Genomic DNA, 17881 nt, shown 5'->3' with positions numbered 1-17881 from the left:
TTTGGGGATCAATTAATTTTTAATAGCTCAACATCGAAAATCAGCACCGATCCGGGACCGATTTTACCCATAGAGCGGTTACCATACGCCAGTTCGGCCGGAATAAACAAACGCACTTTTTCCCCTTCAACCATCAACTGAAGCCCTTCGGTCCAGCCTTTGATCACCTGATTGAGGTTGAAAGCGATTGGCTCGCCACGCTCAACAGAGCTATCGAATACAGTGCCGTCAATCAGGGTACCGTGGTAGTGGACAGTCACCTTGTCCGAGGCTTTAGGGTGAACCGTGCCTGTCCCTGATTTCAGCACGGTATACTGCAGGCCAGAGGCTGTCGTTTTGACCCCTTCCTGGTTTTTATTGGCTTCAAGAAACGCTTTGCCTTCTTCAGCATTCTGCACTAAAAGCTGTTTATTGCTTTGGCTGCGTTGAAAGAAGAAAACTACCAAGCCGATAATAATGATCGCGAGAATAATTTTAAACACTGATATTCCTACCTTTTTTGTATTGTTCATATTGAATATAGCCAGGTATCTCGTGGTTACCTGAGTCTGTTAGCCGAACCTGTTGCGTTTGAGTGACAAGTCCTGCGGAATCAGTGAGTAGACCATGCCATCGCAGGCTTTGCCATGGGTGTAAATTCGGTTTCGGCTCAGAGATTCAAACAACGCGCCTGTGCTTTCAGCTGTTTTCTGGCTGGGGGTATTACGGATGTGTACCACAATTTCCAGCCGGGTCAGTGCCAGCGTGTCAAACGCAAAACGGGCCAGAGCAATAATTGCTTCTGTTGCATAGCCCTGACGATGGCAACTGCTTCGTATCCAGTAGCCTAGCTCAGCAGAATTGGTCAGCTGAGACAGGTTATTCAGGCACACAGTCCCGACAAACTTGTCGTCACGGCTTGTAAAAACTGCCAGCTCATAGCCACTGTCGATTTTCCAGTTCATCTGAGAAGCCGACAGCCAGGCGTGCGCATCCTGTTGGTCATAACCATCATGGCACCACTCGACCCAGGGCGATAAATCCGGCTGCGATTCCAGAACCGCGGCCAGGTTGTCATCGACATCTGCAATCTTGTATGGCCGCAGGTAAAGACGGGGAGTAGTGAGCATGAAGTCCAGCTTCATCAGTGATTCCTGCAGACAGTAAACGGAAAAGGGGCCAGATGGCCCCTCGTAAACGTTGTTATTCTGAATCGAGTCGGCGGATTTGTACCACCATTCCCATCAGCGGGTGATCAAGATAATGGGTTTCACCGCTGCGCATTTTACGTTGTTGATCAAAGCGGAATGCTTTGAGGAATTCTTCAACTTCGATTTTCTTTTTCACTTCCTGCAACTGTCCGTACTGAACCGTCCCGCTCTGGCTGGGATCCAGGCTGTCTAGTGGCTCAGTACCGACAACCACTTCACGGCGGCCTGGTTCACGTAAATCCAGCTGGGTATTGGTGAACAGAAAGTGATTCACATAGACCTGAATTTTCCCTTCCAACTCATACAGAGGTTTAGCCGCTTCTTGAGAAGGCTCTGTCGGCGTTTCCTCACCGGAAGCAAGATCAAAGCTGGGTGGGGCTGTCATGTCGCTGCTGTTCAGCCCACGGCGCGCCGCTTCTGCTTTAGAGGTTCCGTCTTGCAGAAACTGACCAGAAAAGTCCCGGCCTGCTGTTAAACGGAAAGTTGGGGCTTGTGCCTTACTGAGATCACCCTGCCGCCAGCCAAAGTGAGCCAGCGGGGTAAAACCGGCATGACTCTTGAGGCGCTGATACTGTTCACTCAGTTTAAACTGACTGGCCGGCATGGGCGTAATGCCTCTGTTGGCCAGTTGCGCCATATTGTTCAGTCGCACTGTGCCGCTGTAATTGATTTGCTCCGTCTGATCCGGCCAGGATTCAGCCGTTTGTTCCGGATCTATATTTCGCTTGAAGATAATGACTTCAATGTCAAATTGTCGTGCTGCAAAACTTGGCAGGCTGATGACAAGCAGCAGTAAATAAATCAGATTTTTCAATGTTATACTCCGCACTGGTATCCAGCCATTATAGGGTGTTTTCAGCCAATTGTGTTAGGAAGCCGTCAACATACTGAATGCGTTCACGGCGGTCCGTCAGTGTTGCCGTGACCTTCAGCTTAGTCGGACCATCCATTCTGAACTGCTGTGGCTGCGATTGTAACAGACCAACCAGAAAACCGGGATCAATGGCAGCATTTTCAGTAAATTCAAAATAGCCGCCTTTTTCTCCGGCCTCAATGCGACGAAGCCCCAGGGTTGCTGCTTTGAGTTTCAGCATATTCAGGGTGAGCAGGTTCGTGGCGGCATCCGGCAGCAGGCCAAAACGGTCAATCAGCTCCACTTTGATTTCATTGAGCGCATCTTCATTGCCGGCACTGGCAATACGTTTGTACAGGGACAGGCGCGTATTGATATCCGGGATATAATCTTCCGGCAGCAGCGCGGGTAAGCGCAGCTCAACTTCAGTCTGCTCGCGCAGCAGGTCGTCCAGCGACGGCTCTTTACCTGCTTTGAGTGCCTCGACCGCCTGTTCCAGCATTTCCATGAACAGCGTGAAGCCGACCGACTGGATCTGGCCCGATTGTTCATCTCCCAGCAGTTCACCGGCGCCACGAATTTCGAGATCGTGTGTCGCCAGTGTAAAGCCGGCGCCCAGATCTTCCAGTGACGCAATGGCCTCCAGGCGCTTCACGGCGTCTTTGGTCATCCGCTTGGGATGCGGCGTCAGCAGATACGCATACGCCTGGTGGTGTGAACGGCCAACACGGCCACGCAACTGATGTAACTGTGCCAGGCCAAGATGATCAGCCCGGTTGATGACAATGGTGTTTGCTGTCGGGACGTCAATCCCGGTTTCGATGATGGTTGTACAGACAAGCAGGTTAAATCGCTGATGGTAAAAGTCGCTCATGACTCTTTCCAGCTCACGTTCACGCATCTGCCCATGCGCCGTCGTGATACGTGCTTCCGGGATCAGCGTGGCCAGATCCTGCGCCGTTTTTTCAATGCTTTCTACGTCGTTGTGCAGGAAATACACTTGCCCGCCGCGCATAATTTCCCGTAATACCGCTTCACGGATAATCAGGTCTTCACGCTCGCGCACGAAAGTTTTGATCGCCAGACGGCGGGCAGGCGGGGTGGCAATAATCGACAGATCGCGCATGCCACTCATGGCCATATTCAGTGTCCGCGGGATCGGAGTGGCAGTGAGTGTGAGAATGTCGACGTCGGCGCGCAGCGATTTCAGTTTTTCTTTCTGGCGGACACCGAATCTGTGCTCTTCATCGACAATCAGCAGGCCGAGATCCTGATACTTCACTTCGGCGTTGAGCAGTTTGTGCGTGCCGATCAGGATATCAATTTTGCCTTCGGCGACATCTTGCATAATTGCTTTTTGTTCTTTTGCGGTTTTGAAGCGTGACAGCACTTCAACCCGCACCGGGGTATTGGCAAAGCGGTCGCGGAAATTTTCAAAATGCTGCTGAGCGAGCAACGTGGTTGGTACCAGCACTGTCACTTGCTTGTTGTTATCTACCGAAACGAAGGCCGCTCGCATAGCGACTTCGGTTTTACCGAAACCCACGTCACCACACACCAGTCTGTCCATGGCTTTGGCCTGACACATGTCCGACAGCACGGCATTAATGGCCATCGCCTGATCATGGGTTTCTTCGAACGGGAAGCCGGTACAGAAATCGGCATAGGCTTCGCGATCGAGCTTGAATTTAAAGCCAGGTTTGAGCTCACGCTTGGCGTAAACATCCAACAGCTCCGCTGCCACATCACGCACTTTTTCGGCGGCTTTTTTGCGGGCTTTCTGCCAGCTTTCGCTGCCTAGTTTATGGATTGGCGCGGCTTCTTCTGCGCCACCCGAATAGCGGCTGATGAGATGCAGGGATGCCACGGGAACATAAAGTTTAGCGCCGCCCTGATATTCCAGAGTGACATATTCTGTAGTAATGCCGCCGGCTTCGAGAGTCTGCAAGCCCTGATAGCGGCCAATGCCATGGTCCAGATGCACCACAGGCTGGCCAATTTTCAGCTCGGCCAGATTTCGGATAATGGTGTCTGAGCTAACCGTGCGTTTATCTTCACGGCGACGGCGCTGAATCACGCGCTCACCCAGCAAATCACTTTCACAGATGAATGCCAGAGCCGGCTCGTCGAGGATAAAACCCTGCTCTGCGGCGCCAATCACCAGTGTGTACTGGCTGGCGGCGGACATGGCCTCTTCAAGGCTGTGACAAACCATAGGGCGCAGTTTAATACGGGCCAGCAGGTCGAGTAAGGCTTCGCGGCGACCCTCACTGGCCACCGAGAAAATGATTTTTCCAGTGAAGCTTTCCTGAAACTGGCGCAGTGCTGATAAGGGTTCTTTCAGCTGGTGATTGATGGTCAGTGCCGGCACGGGCGAAATCGCCGGGTTGAAGCGGCCGGCTTTGTCTTCTTCCGGGGCTTTGCTCAGCTTGACCTGCGGTAGCGTTTTAAAGCCACTGAACATCTCAGCCGTTGTCAGCCACAGGGCTTTCGGCTCGAGCAGCGGGCGCAGCGGGTCGACACGGCGCTCCTGAAAGCGGTATTCGGCATCGTGCAGAAAATGGTCTGCCGCGCTCTCCAGATCACCGATGGTCAGCAGCAAGGTGTTATCAGGCAGATAATCGAACAAGGTATCCGTATGATCGAAAAACAGCGGCTGCCAGTATTCAATCCCTGCCGGCCAGGTACGTTTGCTGACCTGCTGATAGATGGATTCTGGCTCACGGCGGGCTTCAAATTGCTCACGCCAGCGCATGCGGAAGTTTTCCACGGCCACTTCATCGGTCGGAAACTCGTGCGCGGGAAGCAGGTGAATATTGTCAATTTCTCCGGTTGAGAGCTGTGTTTCCGGGTCAAACTGACGAATTGAATCTACTTCGTCATCAAAGAAATCAATCCGGAAGGGCTCATTGTTTCCCATCGGGAAGAGATCAAGCAGTGAGCCGCGGCTGGCATATTCCCCATGTTCCATCACCTGATCGACATGGCGGTAACCGGCGGCTTCCAGCTGCAGACGTAACTTTTCCAGCGACAGGCGATCCCCTTTGCTCACCAGCAGCGCGTGCTGATGAATAAAACTACGCGGTGTCAGGCGCTGCAACAGGGTGCTGACAGGAACCAGCAAGACACCATCCTGCTGCGTCGGCAGTTGATACAAACGGGCCAGGCGATCAGAAATAATGTCCTGATGCGGCGAAAAACTGTCATAAGGCAGGGTTTCCCAGTCAGGGAAAATATTGACCTCTGCCTGAGAGAACTGGCTGATCTCGGGTTGTAAACGCAATGCCGTTTGCGTATCCGGCACCACAGCCAGCACCGGGCCTGTGTGGCTTTTCGCCAGTTCGGCAATGGCCACCGCCAATGCGGCGCCGGAGACATTTCCCACAAAGCGCTTGTCGCCGGCTTTGTTCGGCAAAGGAAGAGAAAATAGCGTGTGTGTTGTCATGACTATGATTGACTTTCGTTTCGTTGCAGCGCACGTTGACGCAGCAGTTTTTGTTGGATGTGCAAAGCTGCACGAATGAGTAGATCCCTGTCGTCTTCCTGCAGTCTGGTGTACTGCAGCGTGATGTCAAACTTATCTTCCCTCGCCTGGCATTCACTGACACGTGCATAGCAATACACGGCAGCAGGGGGATTATCAAGAAACAGTTTCAGGCGAACCTGAGATTCCATTGGAAGCGGTTGTTCTGCCAGGTAAGTCAACTGGCTCGCCCCAAAGGTTTGTGTGATATGGCGCAGGGCAGGATCATCTTGCTGAGAAAGCACAAAAGAGAGCAGCAGGTTGATCTTATGATTCTGTGCTGCAAGATAGTCCAGCAGTGGGCGGTTCATTGCTTTACTATCTTGCTGCAACAATTTTTCTGCACTGCCTTCCAGTTCGCTACATTCACTGGCAACACGAAACAGTGGTGGAATTTCCCGCAGAAATTCGGCGTCATCGGGCAGCACTGCATGTTCCCCCAAAGGTTCAACATTAATGGTAAGCCCTGCATGGACTGAAAAGTACTCGTCCTGATTCATGTCACACTCGTGATTTGTTAACTATTCTTCGATTATCACTTAGCATCGGCGAACGGGCAAGTTAGAGGTCTCAACAGGTTGATTTTTAGCCACTCTTTTTGCATGAGATTGACCAAGTTGCATGGTAATCACAGCCAGCAGCAGGTATGCTTTTGACCACTGTTAACAGGATGGTTCCAGACTGAATGATGTTTCATCCCTTGCCTATTTTTATTGGGCTGCGCTATCTGAAAGGCCGTTCGGGTGACCGTTTCAGCCGCTTTGTCTCTGCAATGTCCACGGCAGGCATCACCATAGGTGTGCTTGCGCTGGTGATTGTCATTTCTGTGATGAATGGTTTTGAGCAGCAGCTCAAAGACCGCATTCTGGGTGTGTTGCCGCAGGCACTGATTACTCAGCAGGATGGCCCTTTTACTCAGCCTGACGCGCCGCCTGTTGCGCTGTCTGCCTTGCCTCAGGTCAACCGGGTGGTGCCGTTAACCCGCGCAGAGGCCGTGCTGCAAAGTGCCGGTGCGCTGGCGGCTGGTTCTATGCTGGGTGTCGAGCCGGAAGGCTATGAACCATTGGCGGCGCACATGGTGCAAGGGCAGCTTGCTGATCTGACACCGGGCAGTTACCGGGTCATTCTTGGGAATGGCATGGCGCAGCAACTGGGGGTCAAAGTCGGGGATAAAGTCCGCCTGATGGTGACCAGTGTCAGCGTCTATACCCCGCTGGGGCGTATTCCCAGTCAGCGCAATTTTATTGTCTCTGGCATTTATTTCACCGGATCAGATGTCGATAAGTCTCTGGTGTTAACCAACATCACCGATGCAGGCCGTCTGTTACGTTACAAACCCGAAGCCTTCTCCGGCTGGCGCTTGTTCCTGGATGATCCCTTTAGTGTCACAGCGCTCGCTCAGTCTGATTTACCTGATGGCTTCAGTTGGTCGGACTGGCGGGATCAGCGCGGTGAGCTGTTTCAGGCTGTGAAAATGGAAAAGAACATGATGGGGCTGATGCTGGGGCTGGTGGTTGGTGTCGCGGCTTTTAACATCATTTCGGCCCTGATCATGGTGGTGATGGAAAAACAGGCTGAAGTCGCGATTTTGAAAACACAGGGAATGACCAGCCAGCAGGTCTTGCTGACCTTTATTGTGCAGGGAGCCAGCAGCGGGGTGATAGGGGCCGTGATCGGCGGCATACTTGGCACCCTGCTGGCATTGAATATTAATAGTATTTTGTCGCTGCTGGGCGTTGATCTGGCGAGCTTAGGTGGTTCGTTACCTGTCGATGTGAAGCCATTCCAGGTTGCTATCGTGATTGTCGGGGCTATCTGTCTGAGTTTACTGGCGACCCTTTTCCCTTCTTATCGGGCGGCGGCTGTCCGTCCTGCTGAGGCCTTGCGTTATGAGTGATTCGTTATTGGTATGCCAGCATCTGACTAAGGTGTACCGTGAAGCCCAATTGGAAACCCAGGTACTGAACGATATCAGCCTGCAAATCGAAGCCGGAGAGCTGGTGGCGATTGTAGGGTCATCGGGTTCGGGCAAAAGCACCTTACTGCATTTACTGGGCGCGCTGGATGCGCCAACGGCAGGTGATGTCTATTTTAAAGGCCAGAAACTCAATGGCATGAGCGCCAATAAACAGGCCAGAGTACGCAACCAGGACATCGGGTTTGTCTATCAGTTTCACCATTTGCTGTCTGATTTCTCTGCGGAAGAAAATGTCGCGATGCCCTTGATGATTGGCGGTGTCTCCGCTGCGGCAGCCAAAGAGCAGGCCAGACAGATTCTGGAGCAGGTGGGGTTGAGCCACAGAACCAGCCACAGGCCCTCAGAACTCAGTGGCGGCGAGCGCCAGCGGGTGGCGATTGCCCGGGCCCTGGTGAATAAGCCGGCCCTGGTGCTGGCCGATGAGCCGACAGGCAATCTGGATCATAAAACCGCGCTGGAAATTTACGATCTGATGCGCACCCTGAACGAGGAATCGGGCACCGCTTTTCTGGTGGTCACCCATGATAATGAACTGGCTGGCAAACTTGATCGTTGCCTGCATATGCAGGATGGCCAGTTGGCGGCCGCAGAGGTGGCCTGATGCGACCACTATCTCTCTTTATCGGCAGCCGTTTTAGCCGGGCCCGGCAGCGGAACCGGCTGGTGTCTTTTATCTCCATCTCTTCGATTTTAGGGATTGCCGTGGGCGTCGCGGTGATAGTGATCGGCCTGTCGGCCATGAATGGCTTTGAGCGTGAGCTGCAAAACCGGGTACTGGCGGTGATCCCCCATGGGGAGCTGGAAGCAGTGAAGCCGCCATTTACCGAATGGCAGCCGGTTCTGGAGACGGTTGAAAAGCACCCCAGAGTCAAAGCCGCGGCACCTTATGTGCAATTTACGGCCTTGCTTGAAAAGGGCACACAGCTTAAAGCGGTGGAAGTCAGAGGGGTCGATCCTGTTCAGGAAATCCGGGTCAGCGCTTTGCCTGGCTATGTCAAAGACGGCGCCTGGCAGGATTTTCAGGCAGGTCAGAAACACATTATTCTTGGGCAGGGTGTTGCGGATCTGCTGGGTATCAAAGTGGGTGACTGGATTTCCGCCATGTTGCCAAACCGTGACAGCGGCAACCAGCTCAAAGCGCCGAAGCGGCTTCGTCTTCAGGTTGCGGGTGTACTGGCGTTGGGCGGGCAGATTGACCATAACTTTGCTTTAGTCCCGCTGCTGGACGCGCAGGACTATCTTGCTATGGGGGAGGGCGTTTCCGGCATCTCGATCAACGTTGATAAAGTGCTGGATGCGACGAACATCGTCAAAGAAGTCGGATATACCTTACCTGTGTATGTCTACTTAAAGAGCTGGACGCAGAAATATGGGTATCTCTATCGCGATATCCAACTGGTCCGGACCATCATGTATCTGGTGATGGTACTGGTGATTGGTGTTGCGTGTTTTAACATCGTCTCCACGCTGATGATGGCAGTGAAAGACAGAGCGGCAGATATTGCGATTTTGCGCACCATGGGCGCCAGTGATCGTCTGGTTAAAATGATCTTTGTCTGGCATGGCTTACTGTCTGGGCTGATTGGCAGTTTGCTCGGGGCCTTTCTGGGAGCCTTGGTTGCATTGAACCTGACTTCGATTGCGCATTTTGTGGAAAAACTGATCGGTCATCCGTTTTTATCAGGTGACATTTACTTCGTGAATTTCCTGCCGACTGAGCTGAGATGGCCTGATGTTGCCATTGTGATGGTGACAGCGATTGTGCTCAGCCTGTTAGCCACCTGGTATCCGGCTCGCAGGGCGAGTGCACTGCAACCCGCACAGGTATTAAGTGCAAAATAAATGCCGGTAAATTGGCGCTTATATTGGCTGAGCACTGTGAATCAGACCGAAAAAGTATTGATGTCAATGATACACAGTCGTTAATCGATATTACCTGGCTTCCAAACCGGCAGTGTTTTTCTGCACCCCATCAATCAGACGTTATAAAAAAACCTCGCATTGGCGAGGTTTTTTTATGGTGAATCGTTGGTGCTTATTTCTGAAGCGCTTATTTTCGCGAGTGTTTATTGCCGGAAACGGCGGCGATTCCAGCTTCTGACCACAGAATAACGCCAGAACCCTCGAATACCGAAGTAGCCAATCAAAGCGCAAATCGTGCCGCAGACGAGACAGCCCAGCAGAAACGGCGGACCAATCTGGTTCATCTGCTGCTCAAGGAAGGCCCATGAGAGTTCGAAATGAAAAGGTTGGTAGGGCACATTCATCAGCCATGCCCCAAGCTTGTATGCCGCATAGAACATCACCGGCATCGTGATTGGATTGGTAATCCACACCAGGGATACGGAAAGCGGCAGATTGACGCCAAACAGAATGGCTAACCCTGCGGCCATAATCATCTGGCTGGGTAAGGGGACGTATGCCATAAACAGCCCAACCGCGAATGCGCCAGAGGCGGATCGGCGGTTCAGACACCACAGGTTAGGGTTATGCAGCACAGTACCAAAAACTTTCAAAGCCTTATGGTTTTTAATCATCTCTGGGCTGGGCAAGAAACGTTTTATCAGTTGTCTTGGCATCGTCTGTCGTTATTTATAATGGCTGTTAGCGTCAGGTCGTCATGATGTTTCAGATGACAGCCGGTTTATCCATTGGTGTTTTGTCACTTCACTTCTGGCATTCCTTACCAGACTACAAATGGTTTATTACAGCCATCATTATAGGTGGAGCGATATTTTTCTGTTTGCGTATCAAGTTGTTTCTTGCGATCGCAATAGGTGGGCTCTGGGCATGGGTCACTGCTGCTGACTATAGCAAGGCAGTCAATAGCCTTCCTCAAGAGCGCGGGAATATTACCATAGTTGGCGAAGTTCGCAGCCTAATTAATCATAATATTCTTGATAAGCGATTCATTTTTGTTACAGAGCATGTGAAGGAACGCGATCTTCTGCGAAAAGATTCTCTGCGTTTATTGCTTGACTGGCCAGAGGCGAGGCATCTGAAACAAGGTCAGCGATATGCGCTGGATATCAGGGTTCGTCGACCGAACGGACGGGCAAATACCGCAGGATTTGATGCTGAACGTTATGCGGTGGGGAACGGTATCCATGGGACTGGAACTGTCATTGCCGGTACCTTGTTGTCGCAAAATAGCAAAATGAGTTTGCGTCAGCGCTGGTTTGATCGTGCGGTGCAGCAAACGGAGGGTTTCACTTACCGGGCCTATCTGTTAGCGCTCGGTTTTGGCGAAAGAGATGGTTTAGATCAGGATGACTGGTCGATCCTTCGCGATAGCGGACTGGCTCACCTGATGGCGATATCCGGTCTGCATATCGGACTGGTTGTCGTGATGGGATGGGGCATCGGAAGCCGGGTGCGGGGTGCTTTGCCTGAGTCCGGATATTGGCTTTGGTTACCTTTCTGGCTGGCGTTATTGCTGGCGTATGGTTACGCCTGGCTGGCCGGATTCAGTATCCCCACGCAACGCGCTTTACTGACCTCTGTCTTGTGCTTGCTGATGATTCGTTACGGTGTGATCTGGAGCGGACTGCAGCTATGGCTGGTCATTCTGGCAAGTTGCCTGATCCTCAATCCGCTGGCGTCATACTCGGCCGGCCTATGGTTGTCATTCGGTGCTGTGCTGGTGCTGTATCTGGCCAATATTGGCGGGATCCGGCGACGGAAACAGGCAGAGCAGACCGCCGTGCCCTGGCGTGAGACCGTCCGTGTGTATGTGTTGCTGCAACTGGCACTGCTGGGGCTCATGCTGCCGTTGCAGTGGGTGTGGTTTGGCGGGATCTCGCTGGCAGCGCCGCTGATCAATCTACTTGCGGTGCCCTGGGTCAGTCTGGTGACTGTGCCTTGCGTTCTGATTGCTGTTGTCACGATCGCTGTGCCCGGTCTCTCTGGTGTGTTCTGGCAGTTAGCCGACTGGTCTCTGCATCCGGTGATTGCTCTGGCAAGTCTGGCGGAAGGGGCCTGGTGGCCACTGTCAGAAAGTCTGTTTATCGTCCTGCTGGCGATGGTCACGGGGATCGTGCTGTGCTGGTTTTTGCCCTGGCGGCGCTTTCTGTGTCTGCAAGTCAGTCTGGTACTGGCGCTGTGGGGCATCAGTGACTGGAGTAAATCGCAAACACTTGATCCTGACAGTTGGCAGGTCGATATGCTGGATGTCGGACATGGGCTGGCGATACTGATTCAGCGACACGGCAGAGTTGTGCTCTACGATACCGGAAATAGCTGGCCGGAAGGAAGCATGGCGCTTTCGGTCATCGAGCCGGTATTGAGACGGCAGGGCATTCGCCATCTGGACGGTTTCATCCTCAGTCATGCCGATGCCGATCATGCTGGCGGGACACCTGATGTGATAACACGTCTGAATCCGGCCTGGCTGCGCAGCAGTGACCAACGAGAGGGTTTTGCGCCCTGTGTTCGTGGCCGCATATGGCGCTGGCAGGGATTGACGTTCAAAGTGCTCTGGCCACCCAAAAGGGTAACTAAAGCGGCCAATCCGCATTCCTGCGTGATTCAGGTGAGTGATCAGTGGCTCAACCCGGAATCTGACACATCGCTGTTGCTCACCGGTGACATTGATGCCATTTCGGAGTTGTTGCTCGCCAGGCTCGAGCCGGATCTGAAAGCAGATATCTTGCTGGTGCCTCATCACGGCAGTAACTCATCGTCGACCCAGACCTGGTTAGATTCGTTACAGGCGACATACGCCTTAGTCTCTGCTGGTAAATACAGCCCCTGGTCACTCCCGGCGGAGCAGGTCAAACATCGTTACCTGATGCAGGGCTTGCACTGGCTGGAGACGGCCGAAGACGGTCAGATCAGTCTGCGTATCAAACAGGGTCATGTCGCGTTCACACGCTATCGCAAAGATGGCCGGCAACACTGGTATCAACCCCTTTTCAGGCCCTGATTGCGCTTCTCAAACCTGGTCTGAACGGATAAAAAACCATCGCTTTTCAGGAGATAAGAGGCAAGAGAGCCTTGCAACTTACTTGGTGCATGACCCGTTAACGAGTAGAATAACCGCCACTAACAGATAACAATCGGTTTTACATGAAACAAGCTAACGATCAATCCACCTGGGATACGTTCAAACGACTCTGGCCGTCAATCAGCTTATACAAAGCGGGTTTGATTGCTGCCGTTATCGCGCTGATCATTAATGCAGCCAGCGATGCATTGATGTTATCCATGATCAAACCTTTGATGGATGAAAGCTTTGGCGGTCTCAACAGCGTAGATTCCAACTTTCTGGCCATGATGCCTATTTATCTTTTGGGATTGATGCTGGTTCGTGGCTTGAGCGGTTTTGTTTCCACTTATTGCCTGTCCTGGGTCTCGGGCAATGTTGTGATGAATATGCGTCGTCAGGTGTTTAATCACTTCATGACGATGCCGGTCAGTTTTTTTGACAAAGAATCGTCCGGTGCGCTCTTATCCAGAATTACCTACGACACGGAGCAGGTTGCCTCTGCAACCAGTGGTGCGCTGGTCAGTCTGGTCCGTGAAGGCGCAACCATTATTGCGCTGATGGGCATGATGTTCTGGAACAGCTGGCAGTTGTCTGCCATTTTGCTGGTGATTGCCCCTGTGGTGGCGGTCAGTATTCGTGTGGTCTCAAAACGTTTCCGCCGTATTTCTAAAAATATGCAGGACACTATGGGTTCTGTGACCTCATCGGCTGAGCAGATGCTGAAAGGACACAAAGTTGTTTTGAGTTACGGTGGTCAGCAGGTTGAAAAAACCCGTTTTGAACACGTTAGCAATCGCATGCGTCAGCAAACCATGAAGCTGGTGTCGGCTCAGGCCATTGCCAACCCTGTGATTCAGTTGATTGCGTCAATGGCGCTGGTGGCTGTGCTGATCCTGGCCAACACCGAAACGCTGCGCAATGAACTGACCCCCGGCACGTTTGCCCTGATCTTTGGTGCCATGTTCGGCATGATGCGCCCACTGAAAGCGCTGACCAATGTCACCTCTCAGTTTCAGCGTGGTATGGCGGCGTGCCAGACACTGTTTGGCATCCTGGAGCTGGAAACCGAAAAAGATCACGGCACTTACGAAACCCAGCGTGTGAAAGGGGATGTGGCTTTTAAAGATGTCACTTTTACCTATCCGACCAAAGATACCCCCGCGCTGCGCAATGTGAGCTTTGACTTACCGGCAGGTAAAACACTGGCCCTGGTTGGCCGCTCGGGCTCGGGTAAAAGTACAATTGCGAATTTGCTTACCCGCTTCTATGACATTGATTCTGGCCTGATTACGATTGACGGGCGGGACATTCATGATTACAAACTGGCCAATCTGCGCGATCAGGTCGCGATTGTGTCGCAAAACGTGCACCTGTTTAACGACACCATCGCCAATAATATTGCCTATGCCAGTGGTGACAAATACAGCCGGGAAGATATCGAAAAAGCCGCAGAACTGGCCTATGCCATGGACTTTATCCAGGGGATGGATCAGGGACTGGATACGGTGATTGGCGAAAACGGCGTCAGCTTATCCGGTGGTCAGCGTCAACGTATCGCGATTGCCCGTGCGCTGTTACGTGATGCACCTGTACTGATCCTCGATGAAGCCACATCGGCGCTGGACACTGAATCTGAGCGCGCGATTCAGGCCGCATTGGATGAGTTGCAGAAAGACAAAACTGTGTTGGTGATTGCACACCGCCTGTCGACCATTGAAAATGCCGATGAAATTCTGGTGGTGGACGAAGGCGAGATCATCGAACGCGGTGTCCATGCCGCGCTGCTGGAAAAAGACGGCGCCTATGCGCAGTTGCACCGAATCCAGTTTGGCGAATAAGCAGAGCGGGTCTCATGGCAAATCTGATTGAAAAAATCTGGTTTGAGCGCCACCCGGCAGGATGGGCGCTGGCGCCTGTCTTCTGGCCACTGAGCAAGCTGTTTGGCTGGATTAGTCGCCGTCGCCGCCATGCTTTCCAATCCGGTAAAAAAGTGGCGTACCGCGCCTCCGTTCCTGTGGTCGTGGTCGGTAATATTACGGCGGGCGGAAACGGTAAAACGCCGGTGGTGATCTGGCTGGTGGAACAACTTCAGGCACAAGGGGTCGCTGTCGGTGTGGTATCCCGCGGCTATGGCGGCAAGTCAGACCATTACCCACTGCGCCTGAGTGAGCGCACAACCACGGCGGAAGCGGGTGACGAGCCGGTCTTGATTGCCAGCCGTACCTGTGCCCCTGTGGTGGTCTCCCCGAACAGGTCAGAAGCGGTACAAATGCTGGAAAAGGACGTCGATGTCATTATCACCGATGACGGTCTTCAGCATTACGCGCTCGCCAGAGATATTGAGATTGTCGTCATTGACGGCCAACGCCGCTTCGGCAATGAACAATTGATTCCAATGGGGCCACTGCGCGAGCGTTGTGACCGACTGAGCGAGGTCGACTTTTTGATCTGCAATGGTGGCGATGCCCGCCACAATGAAATTGCCATGCATCTTGAGCCTGGAGAGCTGGTGAATTTGCTGACGGGCGAACGACGGACACCAGACAGCCTGCAAAAGGTTGTGGCTATCGCCGGAATCGGTCATCCGCCGCGGTTTTTTGCCACCTTAAATGCACTGGGCGTGACGCCGGTACATTGTCAGCCCTTCCCGGATCACCAGGCTTTTGAGGCCAGTGAACTGGAAGCGCTGGCGGAGCAGGGTGAACACCTGGTGATGACTGAAAAAGATGCGGTGAAGTGTCAGGCATTTGCCCGGCAAAATTGGTGGTATCTGCCTGTTGATGCCAAACTTTCAGAGCCTCAGTCAATCGAATTACTGAACAAAATTATAGAAGTGAAGGAACAATATGGATCACCGTCTGCTTGAGATCGTTGCTTGTCCGGTATGCAAAGGCAAACTGCACTTTGATAAAGACAATAATGAACTGATTTGTAAATTTGATCGCCTGGCTTATCCGATTCATGACGGTATTCCAGTACTGCTGGAACCGGAAGCACGCACTTTGAGTGCCGATGAGGTGATGTAATGGCATTCACTGTCATTATTCCGGCCCGTTATCAATCCTCCCGTTTACCGGGTAAGCCACTGGCCGATATCGCCGGTAAACCCATGATCCAGTGGGTGTACGAGCAAGCCAGCAAAGCCGGTGCGAAGCAAGTGATTGTCGCGACGGATGATCAGCGCATCGCAGAGGCGGTGACGAGCTTTGGCGGTGAAGTGTGCCTCACGCGTGCCGATCATGAATCCGGCACTGAGCGCCTCGCAGAAGTGGTCGAAAAGTACCAGCTCGCAGCGGATGAAATCGTTGTGAATGTTCAGGGGGATGAGCCGATGATCCCGCCAAGTATTATTCGTCAGGTGGCGGATAATCTGGCCCGCAGTGACGCGCCTATGGCTACCCTGGCGGTTGAGATTGACCACGCTGATGAAGTGTTTAATCCCAATGCCGTGAAAGTGGTGATGGATAAAAACGGTTACGCGCTCTATTTCAGCCGTGCTTCCATTCCCTGGGATCGTGATAACTTTGCCAAGCGCCCGCAGGAGATCCATCAGAACCTGCTGCGCCATATCGGCATCTATGCCTACCGGGCCGGCTTCATCAATACCTATATCAGTTGGGAACCCAGCACGCTTGAGAAAATCGAGTCGCTGGAGCAACTGCGTGTGCTCTGGCACGGCGAAAAAATCCATGTTGATGTCGCCATTGAGCCGCCTCCAGCAGGGGTCGACACGCCGGAAGATCTGGAAAAAGTCCGTTTACTGATTCAGTAAGATGGATTTGCCGCAAATAAAACAGCCGACCACAAGGTCGGCTGTTTTCTCTCATTCACCATGCTGATTTACCCGTATTCAAAGGTCCTTGTCCCATCAGTGATATCTTTCGCAGAACATTCCTTCACCTTATGATATAAAGTCAGTTGCTTAATGGTGCGTGGCTTGAACGTTCACCTGTTCCGGGTGATTAGCCAATCTCTGAACCTTGGTAACTGTTATTGGCTGGTAAATGAAGCAAAAGATTTCACGAAGAGGCCTACTGAAAAGTGCTGTGATCGCTGGTGTCGCGGGCACTGCAAGCACATGGTGGCTCCAGGGCACCGAAACGCCGGAGGAGACTTTGGATGAGATGTTCAATGATGCTTTAACCGATTTACCAGCTGCATCTATCGGCGTTGCTTTGATCAAAAATGGTCAGATGGTGTGGGGCAAAGGGTTTGGGTATCAGAATCTGGAAAACAGAGTGCCTGCAACGCTGGACAGCATTTGGCCGACACTGGGATCTGTCTCTAAGCTGGTGACCTGGATAGCGCTGATGCAACTGGTGGAGCAAAATCAGGTCCGGCTGGATGATGATGTCAGTGACTTTCTGGGGTTCATATTACGCAATCCGCGTTTTCCCGACACAGCAATCACGCCTTATCACTTGCTGACCCACAGCTCATCTCTGTCGACCCGCAGAATGACATCAGCACCTGACAGCATGGCCGATTTCTTCTGCAAGCAGGATTCGGTTGATTTGAAAACCTGGGCCACGACTTATTTATCACCGCAGGGCGCCCAATATAATCCGGAGCTGGTGTTTGATCCTTATCGACCTGGAGATTTTTCGCAACTAACACCGGACCCCATTGGCGTGATTTCAGGTTATTCGAGCCTGAATACCATGGTCGCAGCCTGTTTGATTGAGCAGGTGAGCCGTCTCTCGTTTGAAGACTATACCCAGCAGTATATTTTTTCGCCCTTGGGTCTGAAGGATGTTGGCTGGCAAAAGGCCGATCTAGATCAGCGAAAAATCATCACGCCTTACGAGGCCAAAAATAGCCCGCGCGCGCCAATCATGGCGGTATTTACCCAGCAAATGAAAGACAGAGGCTATTTGAGCAAGACGGCTGTTACAGCGGATGATCATAAAACCTATTTTGCCTTCAATGCTTGTAGGTATTTCTCTCCGTTGAATGCCGCGGCCTTGTTAGGATCTTCCACCAATGCATTTGTCACCCTGATGCGTGCTTGTTTGCCCCAGGATAAAACGACGCCTGCTTTGCTTCAAAGAGAAACCCTGGAGAGCATGTGGCAGGTTCAGCGCCACGACCCCCGTACGGGCAGTTCGCTTGGGTTGGGCTGGTTTCAGTTCAAATCTCCCAGGTACGGGGCATTCTGGGGCCATGATGGCGGTGGGCCGGGCATTCTATCACGAGTCATGATTGATCCAGAGACAGGGGATGGCTTGGTGTTGTTGATTAATAATTTTTTTGTTGATTTCAGAAAGCGCGCTGCGCTGATTGATCAGATGATGAAAACGCTGGAAAGGTTTTGAAAAATGGGCATGACATAAGAATGTGCCAGCCCTGA

At 52.4% G+C, this 17881-nt stretch carries 15 protein-coding genes; 9 read left to right on the top strand and 6 right to left on the bottom strand.

Features of this window, described 5'->3' with window-relative positions:
- Nucleotides 1-8: 8 nt before the first annotated feature.
- The 5 genes from LN341_RS09385 to LN341_RS09365 form a co-directional block, all read right to left on the bottom strand.
- Nucleotides 9-482 (bottom strand): FKBP-type peptidyl-prolyl cis-trans isomerase, encoded by a 474-nt coding sequence (locus LN341_RS09385; protein ID WP_235335428.1) that lies wholly within the window; start codon nt 480-482, stop codon nt 9-11.
- Nucleotides 483-551: 69 nt separating this feature from the next.
- Nucleotides 552-1124, bottom strand: coding sequence for a GNAT family N-acetyltransferase (locus LN341_RS09380; protein ID WP_234203152.1), 573 nt, complete (start codon nt 1122-1124; stop codon nt 552-554).
- A gap of 58 nt (nt 1125-1182) precedes the next feature.
- Nucleotides 1183-2004: a peptidoglycan binding protein CsiV gene (locus tag LN341_RS09375; RefSeq protein WP_234203151.1), complete on the bottom strand. Its 822-nt coding sequence runs from the start codon at nt 2002-2004 to the stop codon at nt 1183-1185.
- Nucleotides 2005-2032: 28 nt separating this feature from the next.
- On the bottom strand, nt 2033-5488 hold the full coding sequence (gene mfd / locus LN341_RS09370; RefSeq protein WP_234203150.1) for a transcription-repair coupling factor: 3456 nt from the start codon (nt 5486-5488) through the stop codon (nt 2033-2035).
- 2 nt (nt 5489-5490) lie between these two features.
- Nucleotides 5491-6066 carry a PilZ domain-containing protein gene (locus LN341_RS09365; protein ID WP_234203149.1) on the bottom strand — a complete coding sequence of 192 codons (576 nt, stop codon included), beginning with the start codon at nt 6064-6066 and terminating at the stop codon, nt 5491-5493.
- 188 nt (nt 6067-6254) lie between these two features.
- Between LN341_RS09365 and lolC the strand changes: the two genes are divergently transcribed.
- From lolC to lolE, 3 genes are read left to right on the top strand one after another with little or no spacing between them, the layout of a single operon-like run.
- Complete coding sequence (lolC, locus tag LN341_RS09360; RefSeq protein ID WP_234204995.1) at nt 6255-7463, top strand: lipoprotein-releasing ABC transporter permease subunit LolC; 1209 nt, start codon at nt 6255-6257, stop codon at nt 7461-7463.
- Complete coding sequence (gene lolD / locus LN341_RS09355; protein ID WP_234203148.1) at nt 7456-8145, top strand: lipoprotein-releasing ABC transporter ATP-binding protein LolD; 690 nt, start codon at nt 7456-7458, stop codon at nt 8143-8145. Before lolC ends, lolD begins: the two co-directional genes overlap by 8 nt.
- The gene (gene lolE, locus LN341_RS09350; RefSeq protein ID WP_234204993.1) at nt 8142-9386 is read left to right on the top strand and encodes a lipoprotein-releasing ABC transporter permease subunit LolE; all 1245 of its coding nucleotides are present in this window, start codon (nt 8142-8144) and stop codon (nt 9384-9386) included. The genes lolD and lolE overlap by 4 nt, the downstream gene beginning before the upstream one ends.
- 224 nt (nt 9387-9610) lie before the next feature.
- On the opposite strand, the gene LN341_RS09345 is transcribed toward lolE, so the two are convergent.
- On the bottom strand, nt 9611-10123 hold the full coding sequence (locus LN341_RS09345; RefSeq protein ID WP_046219749.1) for a DUF2062 domain-containing protein: 513 nt from the start codon (nt 10121-10123) through the stop codon (nt 9611-9613).
- Nucleotides 10124-10164: 41 nt separating this feature from the next.
- Between LN341_RS09345 and LN341_RS09340 the strand changes: the two genes are divergently transcribed.
- From LN341_RS09340 to LN341_RS09315, 6 genes are all read left to right on the top strand, one after another.
- Complete coding sequence (locus LN341_RS09340) at nt 10165-12468, top strand: DNA internalization-related competence protein ComEC/Rec2 (protein ID WP_370643626.1); 2304 nt, start codon at nt 10165-10167, stop codon at nt 12466-12468.
- Nucleotides 12469-12611: 143 nt separating this feature from the next.
- Entirely contained in the window at nt 12612-14369 is a 1758-nt protein-coding gene (gene msbA / locus LN341_RS09335; protein ID WP_234203147.1) for a lipid A ABC transporter ATP-binding protein/permease MsbA, read from the top strand.
- Nucleotides 14370-14383: 14 nt separating this feature from the next.
- Complete coding sequence (gene lpxK / locus LN341_RS09330) at nt 14384-15397, top strand: tetraacyldisaccharide 4'-kinase (protein WP_234203146.1); 1014 nt, start codon at nt 14384-14386, stop codon at nt 15395-15397.
- On the top strand, nt 15378-15557 hold the full coding sequence (locus LN341_RS09325; RefSeq protein WP_046219753.1) for a Trm112 family protein: 180 nt from the start codon (nt 15378-15380) through the stop codon (nt 15555-15557). The genes lpxK and LN341_RS09325 overlap by 20 nt, the downstream gene beginning before the upstream one ends.
- On the top strand, nt 15557-16303 hold the full coding sequence (kdsB, locus tag LN341_RS09320) for a 3-deoxy-manno-octulosonate cytidylyltransferase (protein WP_234203145.1): 747 nt from the start codon (nt 15557-15559) through the stop codon (nt 16301-16303). Before LN341_RS09325 ends, kdsB begins: the two co-directional genes overlap by 1 nt.
- A 352-nt stretch (nt 16304-16655) precedes the next feature.
- A complete protein-coding gene (locus LN341_RS09315; protein ID WP_234203144.1) occupies nt 16656-17846 on the top strand; it encodes a serine hydrolase in 1191 nt (396 codons plus the stop codon).
- Nucleotides 17847-17881 lie beyond the last annotated feature (35 nt).

Source organism: Photobacterium sp. TLY01 (assembly GCF_021432065.1).
GTDB classification, from domain to species: Bacteria; Pseudomonadota; Gammaproteobacteria; order Enterobacterales; family Vibrionaceae; genus Photobacterium; species Photobacterium halotolerans_A.
Note: the sequence above shows the minus strand (reverse complement) of the source record. Positions and strands in the feature narration are given on the sequence as shown.

Excerpts from the sequence above, each read along its gene's own strand:
- LN341_RS09340 (WP_370643626.1), top strand. The coding sequence starts at position 10,165 with ATGATGTTTCAGATGACAGCCGGTTTATCCATTGGTGTTTTGTCACTT.
- LN341_RS09315 (WP_234203144.1), top strand. The coding sequence starts at position 16,656 with ATGTTCAATGATGCTTTAACCGATTTACCAGCTGCATCTATCGGCGTT.
- LN341_RS09380 (WP_234203152.1), bottom strand. The coding sequence starts at position 1,124 with ATGAAGCTGGACTTCATGCTCACTACTCCCCGTCTTTACCTGCGGCCA.
- lpxK (WP_234203146.1), top strand. The coding sequence starts at position 14,384 with ATGGCAAATCTGATTGAAAAAATCTGGTTTGAGCGCCACCCGGCAGGA.
- msbA (WP_234203147.1), top strand. The coding sequence starts at position 12,612 with ATGAAACAAGCTAACGATCAATCCACCTGGGATACGTTCAAACGACTC.
- LN341_RS09325 (WP_046219753.1), top strand. The coding sequence starts at position 15,378 with ATGGATCACCGTCTGCTTGAGATCGTTGCTTGTCCGGTATGCAAAGGC.
- LN341_RS09365 (WP_234203149.1), bottom strand. The coding sequence starts at position 6,066 with ATGAATCAGGACGAGTACTTTTCAGTCCATGCAGGGCTTACCATTAAT.
- kdsB (WP_234203145.1), top strand. The coding sequence starts at position 15,557 with ATGGCATTCACTGTCATTATTCCGGCCCGTTATCAATCCTCCCGTTTA.
- lolC (WP_234204995.1), top strand. The coding sequence starts at position 6,255 with ATGTTTCATCCCTTGCCTATTTTTATTGGGCTGCGCTATCTGAAAGGC.
- LN341_RS09345 (WP_046219749.1), bottom strand. The coding sequence starts at position 10,123 with ATGCCAAGACAACTGATAAAACGTTTCTTGCCCAGCCCAGAGATGATT.
- mfd (WP_234203150.1), bottom strand. The coding sequence starts at position 5,488 with ATGACAACACACACGCTATTTTCTCTTCCTTTGCCGAACAAAGCCGGC.
- lolD (WP_234203148.1), top strand. The coding sequence starts at position 7,456 with ATGAGTGATTCGTTATTGGTATGCCAGCATCTGACTAAGGTGTACCGT.